The sequence below is a fragment of the Bradyrhizobium sp. ISRA442 genome, assembly GCF_038085055.1.
Lineage (GTDB): Bacteria > Pseudomonadota > Alphaproteobacteria > Rhizobiales > Xanthobacteraceae > Bradyrhizobium.
Genome location: NZ_JALGCN010000005.1, coordinates 47,595 through 70,676 on the forward strand (window position 1 = coordinate 47,595; position 23,082 = coordinate 70,676).

The window sequence follows — 23,082 nt, forward strand, 5'->3', positions numbered from 1 at the left end:
TTCGACCATGTCGGACCTAGACCGTAACTACGCTTCTCCTTTCGGCAGGGCCGCCGGGCGTGTTGACGCCGCGACGGTCGACGCCGGTCTGCGCGCCTACATGCTGCGCATCTACAACTACATGAGCATTGGCCTGGCCATCACCGGCCTGGCTGCGCTCGGTGTCTACATGGCCGCCGTGACGGACGTTCCGACCCCGGAAGCCGTCCGTGTCGGTAAGCTGTTCCTGACGCCGTTCGGCTATGCGATGTTCGTGAGCCCGCTGAAATGGCTGTTCATGCTGGCGCCCCTTGCCATGGTGTTCGTGATTTCGGCCGGCATCAACCGTCTTGCTCCATCGACCGCCCAGATCCTGTTCTGGGTGTTCTCGGCGCTGATGGGCATCTCGCTGTCCTCGATCTTCCTGGTGTTCACGCACACCTCGATCGTGCGGGTGTTCTTCATCACCGCGGCCACCTTCGGCGCGCTGAGCCTCTATGGCTACACCACCAAGCGTGACATGAGCGGAATGGGCTCGTTCCTGTTCATGGGCCTGATCGGCATCATCATCGCGAGCCTGGTGAACCTGTTCCTCGCCAGCTCGGCGCTGCAGTTCATCGTATCCGTGGTGGGCGTGCTGGTGTTCGCGGGCCTGACCGCCTGGGATACGCAGCGGCTGAAGAACGACTACATCTACGGCTATGCGTCGGCCGGCGGTGACATCGCAGAGCGTGCGGCGATCACCGGTGCGCTGTCGCTATACTTGAACTTCATCAACCTGTTCACGCTGCTGCTGCAGCTCCTCGGCCAGCGCGACTGAGCGACAGGCCCGAGCGAACGACACCAACCCCGGCCGCAAGGCCGGGGTTTTTGTTTGGCCCGGCTCTCCCCACAAGCGCCGTCATTGTGAGGAGCCACCCAGTCCCGCCTTCGGCGGGCCGGATGACAGGCTCCGCGACGACGCAATCCGGAGTCATGCCGCGGATGCATTTCTGGATTGCTCCGCTGCGCTCGCAATGACGCCGGGAGAGGCCGCTGCCCCCTTCCAGCGGCTGCAGGGTGGCTCTAATCTCTCCGCATGTCCGCACCTGAGATCAGGCCTACGACCGAGGCCGACCTTCCCGCCATCACCGCCATCTACCAGCAGGCCGTCCGCGAGGGCACCGCGACGTTCGAGCTGGAACCGCCCGACCTTGCCGAGATGACGCGGCGCTATCGCGCGCTGACCGACGGGGGCTATCCGTACTTCGTCGCCATGCTCGACGGGCGCGTGGCGGGCTATGCCTATGCCGGCGCCTACCGGCCGCGGCCGGCTTACCGCTTCACGGTCGAGAACTCGATCTATCTCGATCCGTCCTTCCACCGCCGCGGCATCGGCCTGCTGCTGCTGGAGCGGCTGATCACCGAATGCGAGGCGCGTGGCTTCCGCCAGATGATCGCCGTCATCGGCGATTCCGCCAATGCCGGCTCGATCGGCGTCCACACCAGATGCGGCTTCAAGATGATCGGCACGCATCCGAACGTCGGGCTGAAATTCGGCCGCTGGCTGGACACCGTGATGATGCAGCGCGACCTCGGCGAGGGCGCAAGCACGGTCCCGGGGAAGTAAGACGAACATCCAACGCCGCGTCATTCCGGGGCCCGACGAAGTCGCGAGCCCGGCATGACGAGGCGAGATTGTCAGACCACCGCCAGCTTGCGATCGATCACCAGCAGCACGCGCTCGAGTTCGTGGCCACGGCGCAGGATCAGGCCTGTCGCCGAGATCACGCTGTACATGCCCTGCTTGCGCGCTAGCCGCGGATCTTTCTCGATGCGATAGATCGGCACTTCGGAGGCGCGGCGGTAGACCGAGAACACAGCGCGGTCTTTGAGAAAGTCGATGGCATAGTCGCGCCACTCGCCGTCGGCGACCATGCGGCCGTAGAGATTGAGGATGCGATGCAGTTCAAGCCGGTTGAACGTCACCCGGCTCCCCTGGGAGTTCGCAGCGGCGACACGCGCCACTGCGCGCTGCTCGCTCGGATCGACATCCTCCGACATCAGACTCATGGAGCGCCTCCTGTCGCACAGCATGCCCGCCTCCGCGAAACCATCGCAGGACCCCGCGGATCATGACAATTGCATGATTGCGCCAACCGCCCCTCACCGCAAGGGGCAGACGGCCAAACCCGTCAGATCGTGAGCGAATCAGCACACGCAGCGGTGGAACTTTTCAGCGGCAAACCGTCACGGGATCGTTAGCAGGAAATCATAGTCTCGCCTCTTTTCCGCCTAGCGACTGCCGCCCTGCACTGCGAAAAGGTTGATGTGCGTTGGCCCGGTCCTTTCGGTTCCGGATTCCTCAGCCCCCAGCCCCCCGGGGTCGTCAGGATCGGGTCTGTACGCGCGACAAGGAGGGCCAACGCGAGTTGGTCCTTTTTTGTTTAGGTCGGGTGTATCTTCCGACCTGATGCTTCTCCCCTCATCCTTCGTACTCTGACCTCATCCTGAGGAGCCTGCGTAGCAGGCGTCTCGACGAGATGCAGCAGCCGGGCCTGCATGGTTCGAGACGCGCCAGAGCGCGCTCCTCACCATGAGCGGTTAGATCGATCTGGTGCGAGGGGAATTCGAGCGCAGCTTCAGTGCAGCGACGTGTACGCCGCGCCCAGCATCGGGCCGGGCTTCTCGCGGCTGCCGTCCTGGACGTACACCACCGCGCCGTCGACGCCCTCGCGCGTTAGATTCTCCAGTGGCACCGTCCAGCTTTCCGGACGGCCGTTCCAATCGCCGACCTTGAGCACGTTGCGTACGACGTTGTGATAGGTGATCTGCTGTCCCCGGTTTTCGCCGCGGCCGATCGAGATCGGCACCGATTTCGCGATCGAGCAGATCCAGACCTCGCCGTGCGAGACCGCCGGCTCCCGGCTCGCGGCCACCGACACGCTGATCTGCTTGCCGGCGAGCGACATCGTCACCGGCACGCTCATCACCGATTCATTCTTGATGGTGTTGCCGATCGCGCTTTCGATGCCGGCGCGATCGCTGCCGATGACATGCGTTGAGCCATTGACCACGACTTGCGGCGTATAGACCTCGCGGTCGCCGCGCATGCGCGAATAAGCGCGTTGCCGCGCAGAGAAGCGCGAGTCCGCCAGCGTGTCCTTCCAGCCGAGATAATCCCAATAGTCGATCGGCATGCTGAGCGCGATGATCGAGGGATCCTTGGACAGCTCGCCAATGATCTTGTCGGCGGGTGGACAGGAGGAGCAGCCCTGCGAGGTGAAGAGCTCGACCACGGCGCGGGGATCGGCGTGGGCGGGACGAACGATGGCGATGATGGCACAGACGCTGAGCGCTCCCGACCAGAATGCACCGGACCAGCGCGAAATCAGATTACTCGCCATCATGTCAGTCATGTCGAACGTCGCACATCCTAGCTCGTGGGGGAAAGATCATATCGCTTGATGGTCACCGTAGTCTTACGGGGCGCGGCACATTCATCCGACCAAGGCGGAAATTTCCGCCGGGCGGGCCCATCTGAAGCGTGCCGCAACGCGCGAAGGCGGCCTTTTGATAGGCCGCCTTCGTTTAACCTTCTACTCACTTCGCAGTGAGCCACCGTTCACAAATCCGCGTTTACGCCGCGAGTTTGCGCAGCACATAGTGCAGGATGCCGCCGTTGCGATAGTAGTCCAGCTCGTCCAGCGTATCGATCCGACAGAGCAGCGAGACGCGCTGGAGCGAGCCGTCGCCGGAGACGATTTCCGCGGTCAGCTTCTGGCGCGGCTTGAGGTCGCCGACGAGGCCGCGCAGCGTGACCTTCTCGTCGCCCTTCAGACCGAGTGACTGCCAGGAGGTACCTTCCTCGAAGGTCAGCGGCAGCACGCCCATGCCCACCAGGTTGGAGCGGTGGATGCGCTCGAAGCTCTGGCAGATCACGGCGCGCACGCCGAGCAGGCGCGTGCCCTTCGCGGCCCAGTCGCGCGAGGAGCCGTTGCCGTATTCGGCACCGGCGAACACGACCAGCGGAACGCTCTCCTGCTGGTACTTCATCGCGGCGTCGTAGATCGACATCTGCTCGCCGTCGGGCCAGTGCTTGGTGAGACCGCCTTCCGGAATGTTGCCGTCGGCGCCCTTGAGCATGAAGTTCTTGATGCGGATGTTGGCGAAGGTGCCGCGCATCATCACTTCATGGTTGCCGCGGCGCGTGCCGTACTGGTTGAAGTCGGCCGGACGCACCTGGTGCTCGCTGAGATACTTGCCAGCGGGCGAGGTGAGCTTGATCGAGCCGGCCGGCGAGATGTGGTCGGTGGTGATCTTGTCGCCGAACATCGCGAGGATGCGCGCCTCGACGATATCGGTGACCGGATCCGGCTCCTTCTTCATGCCTTCGAAGTAGGGCGGGTTTTGCACGTAGGTCGAACTCATATTCCAGCGATAGGTCTCGCTCTCGACCGTCTTGATCTTGCGCCAGTTGGTGTCGCCTTTGAACACGTCCGCATATTTCTTCTTGAAGATCGACGCGGTCACGAACTTCTTCATGAAGGCGTTGATCTCCTTCGTCGTCGGCCAGATGTCCTTGAGGTAGACCGGCTTGCCGTCCTTGCCCTCGCCGAGCGGCTCGGTGGCGAGGTTCTTGGTCACGCTGCCCGCGAGCGCATGGGCGACGACGAGCGGGGGCGAGGCGAGATAGTTCGCCTGCACGTCCGGCGAGACGCGGCCTTCGAAGTTGCGGTTGCCCGAGAGCACGGCGGCCGCAACGATACCGTTGTCGTTGATCGACTTCGAGATCTCTTCCGGCAGCGGACCGGAATTGCCGATGCAGGTGGTGCAGCCGAAGCCGACCAGGTTGAAGCCGACCTTGTCGAGATCGGCCTGCAGCCCGGAATTGGCGAGATATTCGGCGACGACCTGGCTGCCCGGCGCAAGCGAGGTCTTCACCCAGGGCTTCGCCTTCAGGCCCTTCTTGGCCGCGTTGCGCGCCAGCAGGCCAGCGCCGATCAGCACGCTCGGGTTGGAGGTGTTGGTGCAGGACGTGATCGCAGCGATCACGACGTCGCCATGGCCGATGTCGAAATTCTTGCCTTCGACGGCAAAGCGCTTCGCGGGCTCCTCGGCCTTCTTGTACTCATTGCTGAGCGCCAGCGAAAAGCCTTCGGAGACGGAGGGCAGCGCAATGCGGCCTTCGGGACGCTTCGGGCCGGCCATCGACGGCACAACGTCGCCGAGGTCGAGGGTCAGCGTCTCCGTGAAGACCGGGTCGGCCGACTTGGCGGTGCGGAACAGCCCTTGCGCCTTGGCATAGGCTTGCACCAGCGCGACGCGCGCGGAGGCACGGCCGGAGGTCTTGAGGTAATCGATCGCCGCGGCGTCGACCGGGAAGAAGCCGCAGGTCGCGCCGTATTCGGGAGCCATGTTGGCGATGGTCGCCTTGTCGGCGACCGAGAGATGGTCGAGGCCGGGGCCGAAGAACTCGACGAACTTGCCGACCACACCGAGCTTGCGCAGCATCTGCGTCACGGTCAGCACGAGGTCGGTCGCGGTGACGCCTTCCTTCAGCGCGCCCTTCAGCTTGAAGCCGACCACGTTCGGCAGCAGCATCGACAGCGGCTGGCCGAGCATGCAGGCTTCCGCCTCGATGCCGCCGACGCCCCAGCCGAGCACGGCGAGACCGTTGACCATGGTGGTGTGGGAATCGGTGCCGACAAGCGAGTCCGGATAGGCGACCTCGAAGGTGCCGGTCTTCTTGCCGACCGTCATCTTCTCCTTCCTGGTCCAGACGGTCTGGGCGAGGTATTCGAGATTGACCTGGTGGCAGATGCCGGTGCCGGGCGGCACGACGGAGAAGTTCGAGAACGCCTTCTGACCCCACTTCAGGAACTCGTAGCGCTCCTGGTTCTGCTTGTATTCCTCGACCACGTTCTTGGCGAAGGCCTTGTTGTCGCCGAAGAAGTTCACGATGACGGAATGGTCGATGACGAGATCCACCGGCACCAGCGGATTGATCTTCTCGGCATCGCCGCCGAGCTTCTGCATCGCGTTGCGCATCGCGGCGAGGTCGACCACAGCGGGCACGCCGGTGAAGTCCTGCATCAGCACGCGCGCCGGGCGGAAGGCAATCTCATGCTCCAGCGACTTCTTGCGCAGCCACTTGGACACCGCGACGATGTCCTCCTTCTTGACCGAGCGGCCATCCTCGTTGCGCAGCAGGTTCTCGAGCAGGACCTTCATCGAATAGGGAAGTTTCGAAATTCCCTTCAGACCATTCTTCTCGGCCGTGGGCAGGCTGTAATACACATAGGTCTTGGCCCCGACCTTGAGGGTCTTTTTGCATTTGAAGCTGTCGAGCGAGGTCATGTAGGAAATCCCAATTGTTAGTTATACCCGACCAGGGTATTTTAACACCGTCAGCGAATCCGGCTGGGTCGCTTGCAGGGGCAGGTTGAGTTGCTGCATCAAGTAGTTCCGGGCTTATAGAAGCTTTCTAACCGCGCCGCCACAGCCACAATCGTGCCGCAGCAATTCGCGAGCCAAAAATTCTGATGTGCTACCCCAAGATTTTCTTAGGGTTTTCTCTCGGGCCGTTCTGGGGGCTCCGTTGAGGGCTTCGACAAGCGGCGAGATGCGGCTCTCCGGACGCGGACTGACATGCGTGCGCGGCGGCCGCGAAGTGTTTGCCGGACTCGATTTGGAGGCGGCTTCCGGCGAGGCGGTGGCGGTGGTGGGCCGCAACGGATCGGGCAAGACATCGCTGCTGCGGTTGATCGCGGGCCTGCTTGTTCCGGCCGGCGGCACGATCGCGCTGGAAGGCGGCGATGCCGAGCTGACGCTCCCCGAGCAGTGCCATTATCTCGGTCATCGCGATGCCCTGAAGCCGGCGCTGAGCGTCAACGAAAACCTGGCATTCTGGGCTGATTTCCTCGGTGGAGAGCGGCTCGACGTCGCGCGCAGCCTCACGACCGTCGGCCTCGACCACGCCACCCATCTGCCTGCGGCGTTCCTGTCGGCCGGCCAGCGCCGCCGGCTCTCACTGGCCCGGCTGCTCACGGTCCGCCGCCCGGTCTGGCTGCTCGACGAACCGACCACGGCGCTGGATGCGTCCGGCCAGGACATGTTCGGCGGTCTGATGCGCGACCACCTCGCCTGCGGCGGCCTGATCATCGCGGCGACCCACGCCCCGCTCGGGATCGCCGCGCGGGAGCTGCGGATCGGAGACGCGGCGTGAGATCGAGCCACCCTCAGCTTTTCTCGGGCGTGCAACTTGCGTTCACTCGACGCTCCTTGCCGCGGCATTCCTGGCGGCGGGACTCCGCTCTCACCGCCCCCTCCCCCCTTGCGGGGGAGGGTCAGGGAGGGGGGTGCCGCACGGTACAATCTCTCGGCGTAAGAGCTCGGGACGTGGGCGCGCTGTTGCTGGCGGTCTCCACACCGGAAGCATCCTGCCCGGGGCTACCCCCCTCCCCCGCCCTCCCCCGCAAGGGGGGAGGGAGCGCAGTGTGCGTGGGGCTCGAGGCGGCGACACAGCGCTATTCCGCGGGACGAGCCACCCCATGACCGCCCTCTCCGCCCTCATTCGCCGGGACATCCGGATCGCACTGCGCGTCGGCGGCGGGGCGCTGATCGGCGTGCTGTTCTTCCTGACCGTCGTGGTGCTGATGCCGTTCGCGGTGGGGCCGGATCTGGCGCTGTTGTCGCGGCTCGGGCCGGCGATCCTCTGGCTCGGCGCGCTGCTGGCAAGCCTGCTCACCCTGGACCGGCTGTTCATGGCCGACCATGAGGACGGCTCGCTGGACCTGATCACGATGAGCCGGACGCCGCTGGAACTCGCCTGCGCCACCAAGGCACTGGCGCACTGGCTGGCGGCGGGCCTGCCGCTGATTGTCGCAACCCCCGTGCTCGGGCTGCTGCTCAACCTCGACATGGTCGCGACCGGCGCAGTGGCGCTGACATTACTCGCCGGCACGCCGGCACTGACCTTCACCGGCATGATCGGCGCCGCACTGGCGGTGACGCTGCATCGCGGCGGGCTGCTCATGGCGGTGCTGGTGCTGCCGCTCTCGATCCCGGTGCTGATCTTCGGGGTCGCGGCCTCGCAAGCCGCCATCACCGGGCCGCTGTCGTTCGGCGCGCCGTTCTCGATCCTCTGCGCGCTGTCGCTGGTCAGTCTCGTGGTCGGCCCCTTCGCCGCGGCCGCGAGCCTCAGACATGGCCTCGATTGATTGGGCTCGACTGATCTTGACCCCGATCAACTTTCGCTGCCCCCTTTCGTGCTCATTGCCTGAGCGGCCACCTGTGATTATCAGGACATCATGACGCTGATCGACCTCGCCAATCCGACGCGGTTCCTCGCGCTGACAGCGCGCGTGCTGCCATGGCTTGCGGCTGCAACCGTCGTCCTGCTCACGCTCGGTCTCTATCAATCCGCCTTCGCGCCCGACGACTATCAGCAGGGCGCGACCGTGAAGATCATGTTCATCCACGTGCCCAATGCCTGGCTGTCGATGTTCGTGTGGGGCGTCATGAGCGTGGCCTCGCTCGGCACGCTGGTGTGGCGGCATCCGCTCGCCGACGTCGCCGCGAAAGCGGCAGCTCCCATCGGCGCCGCCTTCACCTTCCTCGCGCTCGTCACCGGATCGCTGTGGGGCCGGCCGATGTGGGGCACCTATTGGGAATGGGACGCGCGGCTGACCTCGGTGCTGATCCTGTTCCTGATGTATCTCGGCCTGATGGCGCTGTGGCGCGCGGTCGAGGATCCCTCGCGCGCGGCGCGCGCCGCCGCCGTGCTGACGCTGGTCGGCGCGATCAACCTTCCCATCATCAAGTTCTCGGTCGACTGGTGGAATACGCTGCATCAGCCCGCGTCCGTGATGCGCATGGGCGGCTCGACGCTCGATCGCGCGTTCCTCATTCCGCTGCTGGTGATGGCGGTCGCCTTCACGCTGCTGTTCGTCACGCTGCATCTGGCGGCGATGCGCAACGAGATTTTGCGCCGGCGCGTGCGCTCGCTGCAGATGATGCAGGCAAGCCAGAAGGCTGCATGACGATGTCGCTCGGCCCCTACGCGTCCTTCATCGTGATATCCTATGCCGCAGCCGCCATCGTGGTCGCGATGCTGATCGGCTGGGTGATCATCGACCATCGCAACCAGACCCAGCGCCTGCGCGAGCTCGATCGCAGCGGCATCACCCGTCGCTCGGGGCGCAGCGCAACGGACAGGCCATGAGCGAGCCATCGACCTCCACCGCGCGGCCGCGCCGTACCTTCCTGATGGTGCTGCCGCTGCTCGTCTTCCTCGCCCTGGCGCTGCTGTTCTGGTTCCGGCTCGGCAGCGGCGATCCCTCGCGGATACCATCCGCGCTGATCGGACGTCCGGCGCCGCAAACCACGCTGCCGCCGCTCGACGGATTGCAGGACAATGCCGCGCAGGTGCCGGGACTCGACCCGGCGACGTTCAAGGGCAAGGTCAGTCTCGTCAACGTCTGGGCCTCCTGGTGCGTGCCGTGCCACGACGAGGCGCCGCTCCTGACCGAGCTCGCCAAAGACAAGCGCTTCCAGCTCGTCGGCATCAACTACAAGGACGCTCCCGACAATGCGCGCCGCTTCCTCGGCCGCTACGGCAACCCGTTCGGCCGCGTCGGCCTAGATGCCAACGGCCGCGCCGCGATCGAGTGGGGTGTCTATGGCGTGCCCGAGACGTTCGTCGTCGGGCGTGAAGGCACCATCGCCTACAAGCTGGTCGGCCCGATCACGCCGGAGAATCTTCGGACGGTGCTGCTGCCGGAGCTCGAGAAGGCGTTGAAGGCGGGAAGCTAGCCAAGACCGTCATTGCGAGGAGCGAAGCGACGAAGCAATCCAGCATCCCTCCGCGGAGACATTCTGGATTGCTTCGCTTCGCTCGCAATGACGAACTGAGAAAGACGTCAGCCCTTCCTCACATCCCCCGCCTCGGCCTCGCTCGCTTCCAGCGACACCGGCGCGAGGTGATAGCGCTTGGTCAGCGGCATCTGGGCGATGGCGAAGATCATGGTCAGCGGCGTCACGCCGAACACCTTGAAGTTCACCCAGAAATCCGTGCTCTGCGTGCGCCAGATGATCTCGTTCAGAACCGCCAGGCCGGCGAAGAACAGCGCCCAGCGCAAGGTGAGGATGCGCCAGCCCTGCGGGGTCAGGTTGAACATCTGGTCGAACATGATGGCGATGAAGGAGCGGCCGAACAGAAGGCCGCCGCCGAGGATCGCGGCGAACAGGCCATAGATGATCGTCGGCTTGACCTTGATGAAGGTCTCGTCGTGCAACACCAGAGTCAGCGTGCCGAACACCAGCACGATGACGCCGGTCACGATCGCCATGATCGGTATATGGCGCGTCACGACATAGGACGCGATCATCGCCGCCACGATCGCGATCATGAAGGCACCGGTCGCTGCGAAAAGGTTGAACTTCGCGTTCACGAAGAAGAAGACGAGCAGCGGACCGAGCTCGGTCGCAAGCTTGAACAGCGGATGCGGCTGGGTCTTGTCCATTACTTGCCCTTTGTTGCTGTCATCCCCCGCCTTGTGCGCAATTGCGCACTGGGGCGGGGGATCCAGTAATCCCTAGCGCCTCATCTTCAGCGGCGCGGCGTACTGGATGCCCCGCCTGCGCGGGGCATGACGAGAGAAAACCTATGACTCGATTCCGGCAATGGCGCGGGCGAAATCGCGCGCGGTGAATGGCGCGAGATCGTCGACGCCTTCGCCGACGCCGATGAAATGCACCGGCAGCTTGAATTTCTCGGCCAGCGCGACCAGGATGCCGCCGCGCGCGGTGCCGTCGAGTTTCGTCATCACGAGGCCGGTGACGCCGGCGGTGCGATGGAACGCCTCGACCTGCGACAGCGCATTCTGGCCGACGGTGGCGTCCAGCACCAGCAGCACCGCGTGCGGCGCAGTGGCATCGACTTTCCGGATCACGCGCACGACCTTTTCGAGCTCGTTCATCAGCTCGGACTTGTTCTGCAACCGTCCCGCGGTATCGATCAGGAGCACATCGATGCCCTGCTCCTTCGCCGCCGTCAGTGCGTTGAAGGCGAGGCTCGCCGAATCCGAGCCTTGCGCGCCGGCGATGACCGGCGTCTTGGTCCGTTCGCCCCAAACCTTGAGCTGCTCGATCGCGGCGGCACGAAACGTGTCGCCGGCGGCCAGCATCACCTTGCGGCCTTCGGAGGCGAATTTCGCCGAGAGCTTGCCGATGGTCGTGGTCTTGCCGGAGCCGTTGACGCCGACGACGAGAATGACGAAGGGATTTTTGCCCGCATCGATCTCGAGCGCCTTCGCCACCGGCGACAACACCTTCTCGACTTCGGTGGCAACGACGTCCTTCACCTCGTCTGCCGAGATCGCCTTGTCATAGCGCCCGGTGCCCACGGCGTCCGCGATCCGGACCGCGACCTCGGTGCCGAGGTCGGCACGCAGCAGCACGTCCTCGATGTCGTCGAGCATGGCGCGGTCGAGCTTGCGCTTGGTGACGAGATCGGCGACCGCGGTTCCGAGCGAGGACGAGGTGCGCTTCAGCCCGTTGGAAAGGCGGCGCCACCAGCTCAGCTTGGGGGTATCGGTGGTATCGTTCATGGTGGCGTGTTAGCCGTTCCGGCTCCCAAACGAAAGTCTTGACCGAAAGTCCTTATCCTTGCTCGATGTTCCCGAATTGACTGCCGACGAAATCCTGGCGCGCGTGCTGCACCGTGACGGGTTGATGCTGGTCATCGACAAGCCGGCGGGCCTGCCGGTGCATCGCGGCCCCAAGGGCGGGGCGAACCTGGAAGCCTCGTTCGATGCGCTTCGTTTCGGCCTGCCGCGGCCGCCGGTGCTGGCCCACCGGCTGGACAAGGACACTTCCGGTTGTCTCGTGCTCGGGCGCCATCGCAAGGCGACGGCCTCGCTGGGATTGCTGTTCAAGCACGGCAAGATCGGCAAGACCTACTGGACCGTGGTCGAGGGCGGCCCCGCCGAGGACGAAGGCATCATCGACATGCCGCTCGGCCGCCTCAATGCCGAGCGTGGCTGGTGGCAGAAGCCGGATCCCGAGGGACAGAAAGCGGTCACGACCTGGAAGGTGATCGGCCGGGGCGCAGGCCTAACCTGGCTCGCCATGGAACCCGTCACCGGCCGCACCCATCAATTGCGCGTGCATTCGGCCGCGAGCGGCTGGCCGATCGTCGGCGATAACATTTACGGCAACGGTCCGCGCTTCGGCGAGCCGCGCCTGCATCTGCATTCCCGCGAGATCGTGGTGCCGATCTCGCGGAACAAGGAGCCGGTCCGCGTGGAGGCGCCGGCGCCCGCCCATATGCACGAGCGGCTCCGCGTCTGCGGATGGAATGGCGAATAGCTGCGCCCAGGCGCATGGTTTACGAAACGTTCAGCGCTCGCCGCTAATGATAGCGGTTGCTCAGAACAAGCTTCCGTAATTCCGCTCAGGACGAGCAGCGCGTGATGCCCAAGGCCCAGCTATCGATCATCAACGAGGTCGAATCCGCAATTCGGTTTGGCTCGGCGGAAAAGGGCCTGGAAACTGCCCGGCGCGTCACCGACCTGTTCCTGTCCTGCGCCGGCAGTTTCAGCGACGAACAGATCGCGCTGTTCGACGACGTGCTCGAGCGCCTGATCGGCACCATCGAGCTGCGCGCGATCGCCGATGTGGCAGCGCGCATCGCGCTCGCCGAAATCAGCACGCAGCTTGCGCCGATCGCGCAGGCACCGCCATCCGTCATCCGCCGCCTCGCCAGCAATGACGAGATCCGCATCGCGGGTCCCGTGCTCCAGGAATCCGCACGTCTCGACGATGCCGAGCTGGTGAAGATCGCGTCGACCAAGGGCGAGCCGCATCTGCTCGCGGTCGCCGGCCGCTGGTGGCTGAAGGAGATCGTCACCGACGCGCTGCTGGCGCGCCGCTATCCGAGCGTGAGTCGCAGGCTCGCCGCCAATCCCGGCGCGCGCGTCTCGGGAGCCGGATTTTCCGTCATCGTCGGACAGGCAGAGGCCGATCCGGAACTGGCCGTGAGCGTCGGCGTCCGCGTCGACCTGCCCTCGGAACTGCGGCGCCAATTGCTGCGCTCGGCGAGCGATGCGGTTCGCACGCGGCTGTTGTCGCGCGCGCCGCCGCATCTGTTCGAGGAGATCCAGAGCGCGATCGCATCCGTGACCTTGGGCGTCGAGCGCGAGATGTCGGGCATCCGCGACTTCGAAGGTGCCAAGCGCGCCATCGCAAACCTCAAGGCGACCGGCCGGCTCAGCGAAGGGACGCTGCTCGGCTTCGCCACGCAGCGGCGCTATGAGGAGACCGTGGCGGCCCTGGCGGCGCTGGCCGAGTCTACCGTCGAGGTCATCCGCCCGCTGATGCAGAGCCTGCGCGACGACGGCCTGCTCGTGCCGTGCCGCGCAGCACAACTCAGTTGGGAAACCACCGCCGCCGTGCTCGAAAGCCGCTACGCCACCGGCGCGATGAAGCCGGCGGATCTCACAAGAGCGCAGGGCCATTTCGCCCGCATGACGCCGGAGAACGCGCGCCGGACGCTGCGGTTCTGGCAGGTAAGGGCGTTTTAGGGGTGTGCAAGGCGCGCACGCTATCGCCGAATTCACGGCGTCGTCCTGGCGAAAGCCAGGACCTATTACCCCAGGGAGTAGTTTGGCGAAGACTCGTCGTTCGGGACTCCCGCCATACGTGACGGATAGATTCCGCGGTATCGGTCCTGGCTTTCGCCAGGACGACGTTGGGGGGCAGGCGGTCACCAAATTGACGGTGTCATCACCCGCGAAAGCGGGTGATCCAGTATTCCAGAGACAGTGACGAGATGCGGAGAAGCCGCGGCGTACTGGATCGCCCGGTCAAGCCGGGCGACGACAGCGGATTATATAGTCAGCCGCTCGCCATCGCTGCCGGCGATCCTGAGCGGCACGACGCTGCCCACCCGCTGACCCGCAACCGCCACCGGCAGATAGTGCTCCGTGCGGCCCTGCCCCTCGCTCTCGATCAGCACGTCGCGCGTCGCGCCGAGCTCGGCTTGCAGCCGCTGCCGCAGCGCCGCTTCGCCGGCGGCACGCAGCCGCCGCGCGCGATCCTTGATCTCGGCGCCTGCGACCTGCGGCATGCGCGCGGCGGGCGTGCCGGGGCGCGGCGAATAGGGGAAGACGTGCAGGAAGGTGAGACCGCATTCTTCGACGAGGTCGAGCGAGCGCGAGAACATCTCTTCCGTCTCGGTCGGAAAGCCTGCGATGATGTCGGCGCCGAACGCGATGTCCGGCCGCAGTCGGCGCACCTGCTCGCAGAACCTGATCGCCTGTTCGCGCGAATGCCGCCGCTTCATGCGCTTCAAAATCATGTCGTCGCCGGATTGCAGCGACAGATGCAGATGCGGCATGAGGCGCGTGTCATCGGCGATGGCATCGAGCAGATCGGCATCGGCCTCGATCGAGTCGATCGAGGAGATCCGCAGCCGTTTCAGCTCCGGCACGTGCCGCAAAATCTGCTTGGTCAGCATGCCGAGCTTCGGCGCGCCCGGCAGGTCGGCGCCATAGCTGGTCAGATCGACGCCGGTCAGCACGATCTCGGCGCGGCCGCGCGTGACCAGCGCCCGCACCTGCTCGACCACGGCGCCCATCGGCACCGAACGCGAATTGCCGCGGCCATAGGGAATGATGCAGAAGGTGCAGCGATGATCGCAGCCGTTCTGCACCTGCACGAATACGCGCGGCAGGCCGGCGGCAAAGCCGTCGATGAGATGCGGCGCCATCTCCTTGACCGTCATGATGTCGCTGACGGCGATCTTTTCACTGGCGCCGATGTCGAAAGCATCGCGCGTCTCGCGCCAGGCCGACGCGCGCATCTTGTCGTCATTGCCGACGACGCGATCGACCTCCGCCATGTCGGCGAACATCGCAACCTGCGTCTGCGCTGCGCAGCCGGTGACGACAATCCGCGCTTGTGGCCGCTCGCGCTTCAATTTGCGGATCGACTGGCGCGCCTGCGCCACCGCCTCGTTGGTCACGGCGCAGCTATTGATGACGATGGTATCGGAAAGACCCGCGCCTTCCGCCTCGCGGCGGATCACCTCGGCCTCAAATGCATTGAGGCGGCAGCCGAAGGTGACGACGTCGACGGCCATCACGTCACCGGCGCGAACAGCGCCGGATCGAAAGTGCCCTCATATTCGAAGGTCGCGGTGCCCGTCATCAGCACGTGGTCGTCGCGCTCGCGCCATTCGATGCCGAGCTTGCCGCCCGGCAGCGTGATCTCGACGCTGCGGTCGGTGCGCTTCAGCCGTGCCGCGGCGACCGCCGTCGCACAGGCCGCCGATCCGCAGGCCTTGGTCAGGCCGGCGCCGCGCTCCCAGGTGCGGATCGTGATGTGGTCGCGATCGACGATATGGGCGAGCGTGATGTTGGCGCGCTCGGGGAAGATCGGGTGATTTTCCAGCAGCGGACCAAAACGCCCGAGATCATAGGCATCGACGTCGTCGACCCAGAAGATCGCGTGCGGATTGCCCATGCTCACCACTGACGGCGAATGCAGGATTGGGTTATCGATCGGCCCGATCTGCAATTCGATGTAGCGGGTATCGCGAAACTCTTCCGCGAGCGGAATGTCCTGCCAGCCGAACTTGGGCGCGCCCATGTCGACGGTATAGAGATCGGGCGCCGGGCCCTGCCAGCAATTGAGCAGCCCGGCGCGGGTCTCGAACGTCGCCGTAGTCTGCCCGGTCTTCTCGAAAATCCGGCGCACCACGCAGCGCATGCCGTTGCCGCAGGCGCCGGCTTCCGAGCCGTCGTTGTTGTAGATACGGATAAAGGCTTCGGTGCCATCGAGCCGCGGCTTCTGGAGCACCATGAGCTGGTCGTACGGCACGCCGCCGTTGCCCGAGGCCACCGCGCGGGCATCATCCGGCGTGACCGCCGACGCAGCATCGCGCATGTCGACAACGACGATCTCATTGCCGATGCCATTCATCTTGGCAAATGCGTGGTTGGCCAGCGCGCTCATGAAAATTCCCGAATTTCGCCCGCCTTATATGGCGATCCTTGGCGGCTTGGCCAGTGATTTGCTGCGGATGGCCAAGGCGCATCTGCCATGACGCATCTGTCATGGGACGAATTCGGCGCTCGCGTGTTAGAACGGCGGCCTTCGCGCGAACCGGGGCGCGCGGCATGGCGCACAGCCGGGTTAAGGCCTTGGTGGGCAAGGTCTTGGCGGGTCAGGCCTTGGCTGGCCGGATCTTGGGGAGAATGAAATGAATCGCTTTTGTCGTCTCGCTCTAGCCGCGCTGATCCCGGCAGCGGCCATGTCGTTTGGCCTGTCCGCCGCCTCGACCGATTCCTTGGCACAAACCCCGAGCCCGGCACCGGCCGCATCGGCGAGCCCGTCACCGGCGCCATCGGCTTCGCCCTCCCCGGCCGTAAGCGCCTCGCCCGCACCCATGGCAACACCGTCGTCGCCAGCCGCCGGCGCTTCACCCGCGCCCAGCCCGACGGCGCCGCCCGCCGCGGCCGCCCCGGCCCCGGTGCAGACCGCCGACCCCTTCGGCCAAGAGACCACGCTCGAGGCGAAGAAGGTCGTGATGGTCAAGGGCACTGCCAATTGGGATTCGGCCTTCGACACCCTGATCGATGCCTTCAAGGCGCTGACCGCGCTGCTCGACAAGCAGGGCATCAAGCCGGCGGGCAATTCGATGATCGTCTATACCTCCACCGACGACACCGGCTTCACCTTCCTCGCCGAGATCCCGGTCGATCAGGATCCGAAGAACCTGCCTAAGGACATGAGCGTCGGCAAATCGCCGGAGGGCAAGGCGCTGAAATTCGTCCATCGCGGTTCCTACGACAACATGGACAACACCTATGAGGCGATCACCAATCACCTCGACGACAAGAAGCTGGAAGCCAAGGACACCTTCATCGAGGAGTACCTCACCGATCCCCTCAAGACGGCGGAGGACAAGCTCGTGATCAATGTCTACGTACCACTGAAGTGAGACCGATGAAAAAGCCCGCCGCGCTGACATCCGTTCTAGCCGCCGTCCTCGCCACCACGCTACTGAGCGTGCCGGCCTGCGCCGACGATTTCCCGTCCGTGATCTCGGTCAGCGGCGAAGCCTCGGTGTCCGCGGCCCCTGACCTCGCGCAGCTCGACGCGGGCGTCGCCAATGACGCCAAGACGGCGAAGGAGGCCGCCGACGCCAACAACGCCGCGATGGGCAAGGTGCTGCTGGCGCTGAAGGGCGCCGGCATTGACGAGAAGGACTATCGGACCTCGCGGCTGTCGCTGCAGCCGCAATATGCGCCGAACCGATCCAGCGGCGCCTCGCCCGTGGTCGGCTTCCGCGCCAGCAATCGCGTCACCGTCAAGATTCGCGACGTGACGAAAGTCGCTGGCATCATCGACACGCTGGTCAGCGCCGGCGCCAATGACATCGGCAACATCTCCTTCGAGGTGACCCAGGCCTCGAAGCTGCTCGACGGTGCCCGCGAACAGGCTGTGGCCGATGCCCGCCGCAAGGCCGAGATCTACGCCAAGGCCGCCGGCGTCACGTTAGGCGCGCCGCTCAGCGTCTCCGAAGGCGGCGGCCCGGTGCCGCTGTTCAAGGGCCGGATGGCCACTGCGCCGATGGCCGCCGCGCCGGCCGCCGTTGCGCCCGGCGAGGAAACGCTGACGGTGACGGTGAATGTGAGCTGGGCGATCAAGCCGGGGCAGTAAAGCGCTCGCAAGAGGCACACTGCCGCAACAATATCAGTGTCGTCCCGGCCGAGTGCGCAATTGCGCACGGGGGCCGGGACCCATAACCACAGGAAGTGGTTGTGGCGCGAAGCAGATAACCCCGAGACTTCGCCAAACAGAATCCTGTGGTTATGGGTCCCGGATCTGCGCGCGCTTGAGGCGCGCTTGTCCGGGACGACGAGTCTTTACGTGGAGAGTTAAATCTCCACCACCTGCCCCGGCTTCATCGCCACGAACCGCTCCTGCGGAATCTTCGCTGCATCGAGCGCCTCGACCAAAGCCTTGGCCGGCGCGTCGATCGCTTCGTCGGTGAGCTGGAACGTCCCGTGATGATGGCCGAGCGCGGCTTGCGCGCCGCAGTCCAGCAGTGCTTTCACCGCGTCTTCCGGATTCATGTGCTGGTCGCGCATGAACCAGCGCGGCTCATAGGCGCCGATGGGAAGGATCGCCAGACGTAACGGCCCGTGCGCCTCGGCGACGCGACGAAAGTGCTGGCCCTCGCCGTAACCGGAATCACAGACAACGTAGATCTTGCCGGCTGGCGTCTCCAGCACAAAACTCGCCCACAGCGCCTTGTTGCGGTCGAACATGCCGCGCGCCGACCAGTGCCGGGTCGGCACCAGCGTCGCGGTCAGGCCGCCGCCGAGCTCGACGCGATCGTGCCAGTCGAAGCCTTCCACCTTGATCGTGGGATCGGCGCCGCGCATCGTCACGTCATTGCCGAGCGGCGTGACCACGCGCGGGGCAAAGTTCTTGGCGAGCCGCGACAGCGTCGCGATGTCGAGATGATCGTAGTGCCCGTGCGAGACCAGCACGACATCGATCTTCGGCAACTTGTCAAAGGCGATGCCGGGATCGTTGTGCCGCTTCGGTCCGGCGAAGCCGACCGGCGAGACCCGCATCGACCAGACGGGATCGATGAGGATGTTGAGGCCGCCGGTCTGGATCAGCCAGCTCGCATGGCCGACGAAGGAGAGCCGCACCCTGTCGCCGTCGACGCGCGCGGGCGGCGTGTCGGCGTAGGGGCTCGGCGCCCAGTCCGGCCACGTCGCGCGCTGGCGCCCGCCGCCGAACTGCCAGCGGAAAACCTCCGCAAGCGACTTTGGCGGCACGCCGTCGGGATCAAAGAAATGCAGACCATTGAAATGGTCGGAGACGGGTCCGTCATAGGTTTTCATGCGAGACATCCAAAGGGATGGAATGCCGACCAGTGCGCCGGCCCCGGCGAGCAGTCCAAACAGGCGGCGGCGGGTGATCGGCACGGGCGGGCTTTAGCGATGATAACGGAGATAGGTCATCACCGGCTATATGGGCGGAGCTCCGGGAATTGGAACCCGCCACCAAAAGAACTATATTTTCAGAGCGTTACCCTACCAAATGCGCTTTGGCGCCCTAACTTTCCTTGACTTTTGGGCGTGAGCGGCGTTTAACCCCGCGCACTTTCTCGGAAAGGCTTTCTTTTCGACCCGCCGACTGGTCCTGGAGGCCAGAGGTCAACGCCCGACAGCGCTGTGCGCCCTCGGGCGCAAAGGTGTTTGGAATAACGTCTTGGGGCAATGCGCCAAGGCACATTGAGGGTCATCACCCGCGAATGCGGGTGATCCAGTATTCCGGAGGCAGCTCGGCTTGAACCGAGAAGCCGCGGCGTACTGGATGCCCCGGTCAAGCCGGGGCATGACAGCGGTGAACGAGGCAACCCTGCGCGAGCAGGACAAGGGACAACGGCATTGTTCGACAATCTGTCGGAAAGGCTTGGCGGCATCCTCGATCGTCTGACGGGGCGCGGTGCGCTGACCGAAAAGGACGTCGACGCCGCGATGCGCGAGGTGCGCCGCGCGCTGCTGGAAGCCGACGTCGCGCTCGAAGTGGTGCGCAGCTTCACCGAACGCGTGCGCGAGCAGGCAATCGGCGCCACCGTCGTGAAGTCGGTGACGCCCGGCCAGATGGTGGTCAAGATCGTCCATGACGAGCTTATCAACACGCTCGGCGCGGAAGGCCAGACCATCGACGTGAATTCGGTGCCGCCGGTGCCGATCATGATGGTTGGCCTCCAGGGCTCCGGCAAAACCACCACCACCGCAAAGCTCGCCCGCCGCCTCGTCCAGCGCGACAAGCGCAAGGTGCTGATGGCCTCGCTCGACGTCTACCGCCCGGCGGCGATGGAGCAGCTCGCCGTGCTCGGCCGCGATCTCGACATTCCGACGCTGCCGATCGTCGCGGGACAGCAGCCGCCGCAGATCGCCAAGCGCGCGCTCGAGGCGGGCAAGCTCGGCGGCTACGACATCGTGCTGCTCGACACCGCCGGCCGCACCACGCTCGACGAAGAGATGATGGCGGAGGCCGCGGCAATCAAAGCCGCCGCCGATCCGCATGAAGTGCTGCTGGTGGCGGACTCCCTTACCGGCCAGGACGCCGTGAATCTCGCCCGCTCGTTCGATCAGCGCGTCGGGCTGACCGGCATCGTGCTGACTCGCGTCGACGGCGACGGCCGCGGCGGCGCCGCGCTGTCGATGCGCGCGGTCACCGGCAAGCCGATCAAGCTGATCGGCACCGGTGAAAAGACCGATGCGCTGGAAGATTTCCATCCCGACCGTATTGCGGGGCGCATCCTCGGCATGGGCGACGTGGTATCGCTGGTCGAGCGGGCTGCCGCCAATATCGACGCCGAGAAGGCCGCGCGCACCGCCGAGCGGATGCGCAAGGGCCAGTTCGACCTCAACGACATGCGCGAGCAGCTTTTGCAGATGGCCAATATGGGCGGCATCAGCGGGCTGATGGGCATGATGCCCGGCATCTCCAAGATGAAGAACCAGATCGCGGCCGCCGGCATCGACGACAGGATTTTGAAGCGCCAGGTCGCAATCATCGACTCCATGACGCGCGAGGAGCGCCGGCACCCCGACCTTCTCAAGGCGAGCCGCAAGAAGCGCATCGCCGCCGGAAGCGGCCAGAGCGTCGAGCACGTCAATAAGCTGCTCAAGATGCACCGGAACATGGCCGACGTGATGAAGGCCATGGGATCGGGCAAGCGCGGCCCGCTCGCCGGCATCGCGCAGGCGATGGGGTTTGGCGGCGGCATGAAGATGCCCTCGCCTGAAGAGATGAAGGCGCTGCAGGAGAAGATGCAAGGCGCGGGCGGTGGACAGGGCTTGCCCAACCTGCCGAAGGATTTGCCCGCGGGCCTGCGCCAGGGCCTACCGAATGTGCCGGGGCTCACGGGCCTCAGCAACAAGCCGACCCTTCCCGGACTCGGCGGCTTCCCCGGACTGGGGAAGAAGAAGTGACGTCACTCTCTCGCCTCGTCATTGCGAGCGAAGCGCAGCAATCCAGAAACGCTTCCGCGGAAACGCTCTGGATTGCTTCGTCGCTTCGCTCCTCGCAATGACGTACCGAACTTTGAATTAACAGCTACTCAGGAGACCAACATGTCCGTCGTTATCCGCCTCGCGCGCGCAGGCACCAAGAAGCGCCCGGTCTATCACGTCGTCGTCGCCGACTCGCGCTTCCCGCGCGATGGCCGTTTCATCGAGCGTCTCGGCTATTTCAACCCGCTGCTGCCGAAGGACAACGAGACCCGCCTCAAGCTCGACATGGACAAGGTGAAGTCCTGGCTCGCCAAGGGCGCGCAGCCGTCGGACCGCGTGATGCGTTTCCTCGACGCCGCCGGCGTCAAGAAGCGCGAGGCGCGTAACAACCCGCAGAAGGCCGTGCCGCGCAAGGAGCGCAAGGCGCAGGCCGAAGCCGCCGCGAAGGCGTAAGGCTAGCCCATGCCGGCGCTGGTCTGCGTCGCGCGGATCGGCGCCGCGCATGGTGTGCGCGGCGCGGTCAAATTGTGGACCTTCACCGAGGATCCCTTTGCCGTGCGGCGCTATGGTCCGCTTGTCACCAAGGACGGCAAGCGCCAGTTCGAGGTGGCGCAGGCCCGCGAGGCCAAGGATCATCTGGTCGCGACGTTCAAGGGCGTCACGACCCGCGATGAGGCCGAGCGGCTCAACGGCATCGAGCTCTACGTCGCGCGCGAAAAACTGCCCGCGACCGATGAAGACGAATATTACCACACCGACCTGATCGGGCTCGCCGCCGTCACCACGACGGGCGACGCGCTCGGCCGCGTCGTCGCGATCCATAATTTCGGTGCCGGCGACATCATCGAGATTGCGCCGCCCAAAGGCGCGACGCTGCTGCTGCCGTTTTCCAATGCGGTGGTGCCCGAGGTCGACCTTGCAGGCGGCCGCGTCGTGATCGCGCTGCCGCAGGAGATCGAGGGCGAGGAGCGCTAACGGCCCTCAGCCCGTGCGGCGCCCCTGCTGCTCGAGCCAGTCGCAGAACACGGCGCGATGCGGATCGTCGTCGCGCCCTTCGGGGAAATACGCAAAGTAGCTGCGCGCCGGCAGGCTGATCCTGGGAAACGGCGTCACCAGACGCCCGGCCGCGAGATCGTCGGCAATCAGCGCCGTCGGTCCCATGGCAACCCCGAGGCCGTCGAGCGCAGCCTGGATCGTCAGATAGAAATGATCAAACGTCAGCGACGCCGCGGGCTCGAGCGACGGCTGGCCTGCATCGGTCAACCAGTCGCGCCATAATCGCGGCATCGACGAGACGTGCAGCAGGGTGTGGCGCGCGAGATCAGGGACATCCGCCAGCGGAAGCTGCTCGAGCAGTGACGGACTGCACACCGGCAACCTGCGTTCGGACAGCAGGAAGCGCGATGCAAAGCCGTGAAAACTGTCCGGACCACCGCGGATCACCACATCGAACGACTCGGGCAACGCATCCAGCGGATCGTTTGACGTGGTCAGGCGGACCTCGATATCGGGATGCTCGGCACGAAACCGGCTCATGCGCGGAAGCAGCCAACGCAGGCTGAACGTCGCCAGCGCATTGACGCGCAGCACGGCCGCCGGCGGCTCACCGCGCCGCTTGCGATGCTGCTGCACGGCCGCCGAAATGCGATCGAGCGCGGGACCGAACTCGGACAAGAGCGCCGCGCCGGCCGGCGTGAGCACCACCCGCCGCACCGATCGCCGGAACAGCGCCGGCGCGCCCAGCCATTCCTCCAGGAGACGAACCTGCTGGCTGACCGCACCATGGGTCACACTGAGCTCGACGGCGGCTTCCTTGAAGCTGCCGAGCCGGGCGGCGGCCTCGAAGGCACGGACCGCGTTCATGGGCGGCAGGCTGCGACGTGGGACGAACATGAGCATGCACCAGATTTTCTAACTCATGATCCGATTATTACTGATTTGTGACGAGCGCTGAAAGCGGTCCATATTGAAAGCAAGCCATTTGGATTGCTTCTCTTTCCCTATCCGCGGATCCGCATGTCGAAACTTCGTTTCTCAGATTTTCTGTCTCGATCGTCTTCGCCCGCAG

The 23,082-nt window shown here is 65.2% G+C and carries 23 protein-coding genes; 14 read left to right on the plus strand and 9 right to left on the minus strand.

The window, feature by feature from the left end:
• The first annotated feature begins 7 nt into the window (after positions 1-7).
• Entirely contained in the window at positions 8-799 is a 792-nt protein-coding gene (locus MTR72_RS12430) for a Bax inhibitor-1/YccA family protein (protein WP_279374020.1), read from the plus strand.
• 258 nt (positions 800-1,057) lie between these two features.
• A complete protein-coding gene (locus MTR72_RS12435; protein ID WP_280967675.1) occupies positions 1,058-1,588 on the plus strand; it encodes a GNAT family N-acetyltransferase in 531 nt (176 codons plus the stop codon).
• Between the two features lie 71 nt (positions 1,589-1,659).
• Here MTR72_RS12435 and MTR72_RS12440 read toward each other — a convergent pair whose 3' ends face one another.
• From MTR72_RS12440 to acnA, 3 genes are all read right to left on the minus strand, one after another.
• Positions 1,660-2,031, minus strand: coding sequence for a DUF2794 domain-containing protein (locus tag MTR72_RS12440; protein WP_280967674.1), 372 nt, complete (start codon positions 2,029-2,031; stop codon positions 1,660-1,662).
• Positions 2,032-2,600: 569 nt separating this feature from the next.
• Positions 2,601-3,377, minus strand: a complete 777-nt coding sequence (locus MTR72_RS12445) for a DUF1223 domain-containing protein (RefSeq protein ID WP_280967673.1) — start codon at positions 3,375-3,377, stop codon at positions 2,601-2,603.
• A gap of 220 nt (positions 3,378-3,597) precedes the next feature.
• Positions 3,598-6,318, minus strand: coding sequence for an aconitate hydratase AcnA (gene acnA, locus MTR72_RS12450; protein WP_280967672.1), 2,721 nt, complete (start codon positions 6,316-6,318; stop codon positions 3,598-3,600).
• 265 nt (positions 6,319-6,583) lie between these two features.
• On the opposite strand from acnA, the gene ccmA reads away from it, so the two are divergent.
• The 5 genes from ccmA (at position 6,584) to MTR72_RS12475 (ending at position 9,774) form a co-directional block, all read left to right on the plus strand.
• The gene (gene ccmA, locus MTR72_RS12455) at positions 6,584-7,186 is read left to right on the plus strand and encodes a heme ABC exporter ATP-binding protein CcmA (protein WP_280967671.1); all 603 of its coding nucleotides are present in this window, start codon (positions 6,584-6,586) and stop codon (positions 7,184-7,186) included.
• Between the two features lie 325 nt (positions 7,187-7,511).
• Positions 7,512-8,180, plus strand: coding sequence for a heme exporter protein CcmB (ccmB, locus tag MTR72_RS12460; RefSeq protein ID WP_280967670.1), 669 nt, complete (start codon positions 7,512-7,514; stop codon positions 8,178-8,180).
• Positions 8,181-8,270: 90 nt separating this feature from the next.
• A complete protein-coding gene (locus MTR72_RS12465) occupies positions 8,271-9,002 on the plus strand; it encodes a heme ABC transporter permease (protein ID WP_280967669.1) in 732 nt (243 codons plus the stop codon).
• The gene (gene ccmD / locus MTR72_RS12470; protein ID WP_280967668.1) at positions 8,999-9,184 is read left to right on the plus strand and encodes a heme exporter protein CcmD; all 186 of its coding nucleotides are present in this window, start codon (positions 8,999-9,001) and stop codon (positions 9,182-9,184) included. Before MTR72_RS12465 ends, ccmD begins: the two co-directional genes overlap by 4 nt.
• Positions 9,181-9,774, plus strand: coding sequence for a DsbE family thiol:disulfide interchange protein (locus MTR72_RS12475; protein WP_280967667.1), 594 nt, complete (start codon positions 9,181-9,183; stop codon positions 9,772-9,774). The genes ccmD and MTR72_RS12475 overlap by 4 nt, the downstream gene beginning before the upstream one ends.
• Before the next feature lie 107 nt (positions 9,775-9,881).
• On the opposite strand, the gene MTR72_RS12480 is transcribed toward MTR72_RS12475, so the two are convergent.
• Both MTR72_RS12480 and ftsY read right to left on the minus strand, forming a co-directional pair.
• Positions 9,882-10,484, minus strand: a complete 603-nt coding sequence (locus MTR72_RS12480; RefSeq protein WP_280967666.1) for a septation protein A — start codon at positions 10,482-10,484, stop codon at positions 9,882-9,884.
• 141 nt (positions 10,485-10,625) lie between these two features.
• Positions 10,626-11,570: a signal recognition particle-docking protein FtsY gene (gene ftsY, locus MTR72_RS12485; protein ID WP_280967665.1), complete on the minus strand. Its 945-nt coding sequence runs from the start codon at positions 11,568-11,570 to the stop codon at positions 10,626-10,628.
• 58 nt (positions 11,571-11,628) lie between these two features.
• Here ftsY and MTR72_RS12490 point away from each other — a divergent pair, with 58 nt between their 5' ends.
• Both MTR72_RS12490 and MTR72_RS12495 read left to right on the plus strand, forming a co-directional pair.
• Positions 11,629-12,330, plus strand: coding sequence for an RluA family pseudouridine synthase (locus MTR72_RS12490; protein ID WP_280967664.1), 702 nt, complete (start codon positions 11,629-11,631; stop codon positions 12,328-12,330).
• Positions 12,331-12,434: 104 nt separating this feature from the next.
• A complete protein-coding gene (locus tag MTR72_RS12495; RefSeq protein WP_341510387.1) occupies positions 12,435-13,544 on the plus strand; it encodes a DUF2336 domain-containing protein in 1,110 nt (369 codons plus the stop codon).
• A 305-nt stretch (positions 13,545-13,849) separates the two neighbouring features.
• Here the strand turns inward: MTR72_RS12495 and mtaB are convergent, their stop codons facing one another.
• Both mtaB and dapF read right to left on the minus strand, forming a co-directional pair.
• Entirely contained in the window at positions 13,850-15,103 is a 1,254-nt protein-coding gene (gene mtaB / locus MTR72_RS12500; RefSeq protein ID WP_280967662.1) for a tRNA (N(6)-L-threonylcarbamoyladenosine(37)-C(2))-methylthiotransferase MtaB, read from the minus strand.
• The gene (gene dapF / locus MTR72_RS12505; protein ID WP_280967661.1) at positions 15,103-15,978 is read right to left on the minus strand and encodes a diaminopimelate epimerase; all 876 of its coding nucleotides are present in this window, start codon (positions 15,976-15,978) and stop codon (positions 15,103-15,105) included. Before dapF ends, mtaB begins: the two co-directional genes overlap by 1 nt.
• 247 nt (positions 15,979-16,225) lie before the next feature.
• Here dapF and MTR72_RS12510 point away from each other — a divergent pair, with 247 nt between their 5' ends.
• Together MTR72_RS12510 and MTR72_RS12515 are read left to right on the plus strand one after the other, a co-directional pair.
• On the plus strand, positions 16,226-16,966 hold the full coding sequence (locus MTR72_RS12510) for a GyrI-like domain-containing protein (protein WP_280967660.1): 741 nt from the start codon (positions 16,226-16,228) through the stop codon (positions 16,964-16,966).
• Positions 16,967-16,971: 5 nt separating this feature from the next.
• On the plus strand, positions 16,972-17,688 hold the full coding sequence (locus MTR72_RS12515; RefSeq protein WP_280967659.1) for an SIMPL domain-containing protein: 717 nt from the start codon (positions 16,972-16,974) through the stop codon (positions 17,686-17,688).
• 218 nt (positions 17,689-17,906) lie between these two features.
• Here MTR72_RS12515 and MTR72_RS12520 read toward each other — a convergent pair whose 3' ends face one another.
• Positions 17,907-18,971 carry an MBL fold metallo-hydrolase gene (locus MTR72_RS12520; RefSeq protein WP_280967658.1) on the minus strand — a complete coding sequence of 355 codons (1,065 nt, stop codon included), beginning with the start codon at positions 18,969-18,971 and terminating at the stop codon, positions 17,907-17,909.
• Between the two features lie 465 nt (positions 18,972-19,436).
• Here MTR72_RS12520 and ffh point away from each other — a divergent pair, with 465 nt between their 5' ends.
• The 3 genes from ffh (at position 19,437) to rimM (ending at position 21,989) form a co-directional block, all read left to right on the plus strand.
• On the plus strand, positions 19,437-20,993 hold the full coding sequence (gene ffh / locus MTR72_RS12525) for a signal recognition particle protein (RefSeq protein ID WP_280967657.1): 1,557 nt from the start codon (positions 19,437-19,439) through the stop codon (positions 20,991-20,993).
• Between the two features lie 141 nt (positions 20,994-21,134).
• Positions 21,135-21,467 carry a 30S ribosomal protein S16 gene (gene rpsP / locus MTR72_RS12530; RefSeq protein WP_280967656.1) on the plus strand — a complete coding sequence of 111 codons (333 nt, stop codon included), beginning with the start codon at positions 21,135-21,137 and terminating at the stop codon, positions 21,465-21,467.
• 9 nt (positions 21,468-21,476) lie between these two features.
• Positions 21,477-21,989: a ribosome maturation factor RimM gene (gene rimM, locus MTR72_RS12535; protein ID WP_280967655.1), complete on the plus strand. Its 513-nt coding sequence runs from the start codon at positions 21,477-21,479 to the stop codon at positions 21,987-21,989.
• Positions 21,990-21,995: 6 nt separating this feature from the next.
• Here rimM and MTR72_RS12540 read toward each other — a convergent pair whose 3' ends face one another.
• Positions 21,996-22,907 carry a LysR substrate-binding domain-containing protein gene (locus tag MTR72_RS12540; RefSeq protein ID WP_280971164.1) on the minus strand — a complete coding sequence of 304 codons (912 nt, stop codon included), beginning with the start codon at positions 22,905-22,907 and terminating at the stop codon, positions 21,996-21,998.
• Positions 22,908-23,082: the final 175 nt, after the last annotated feature.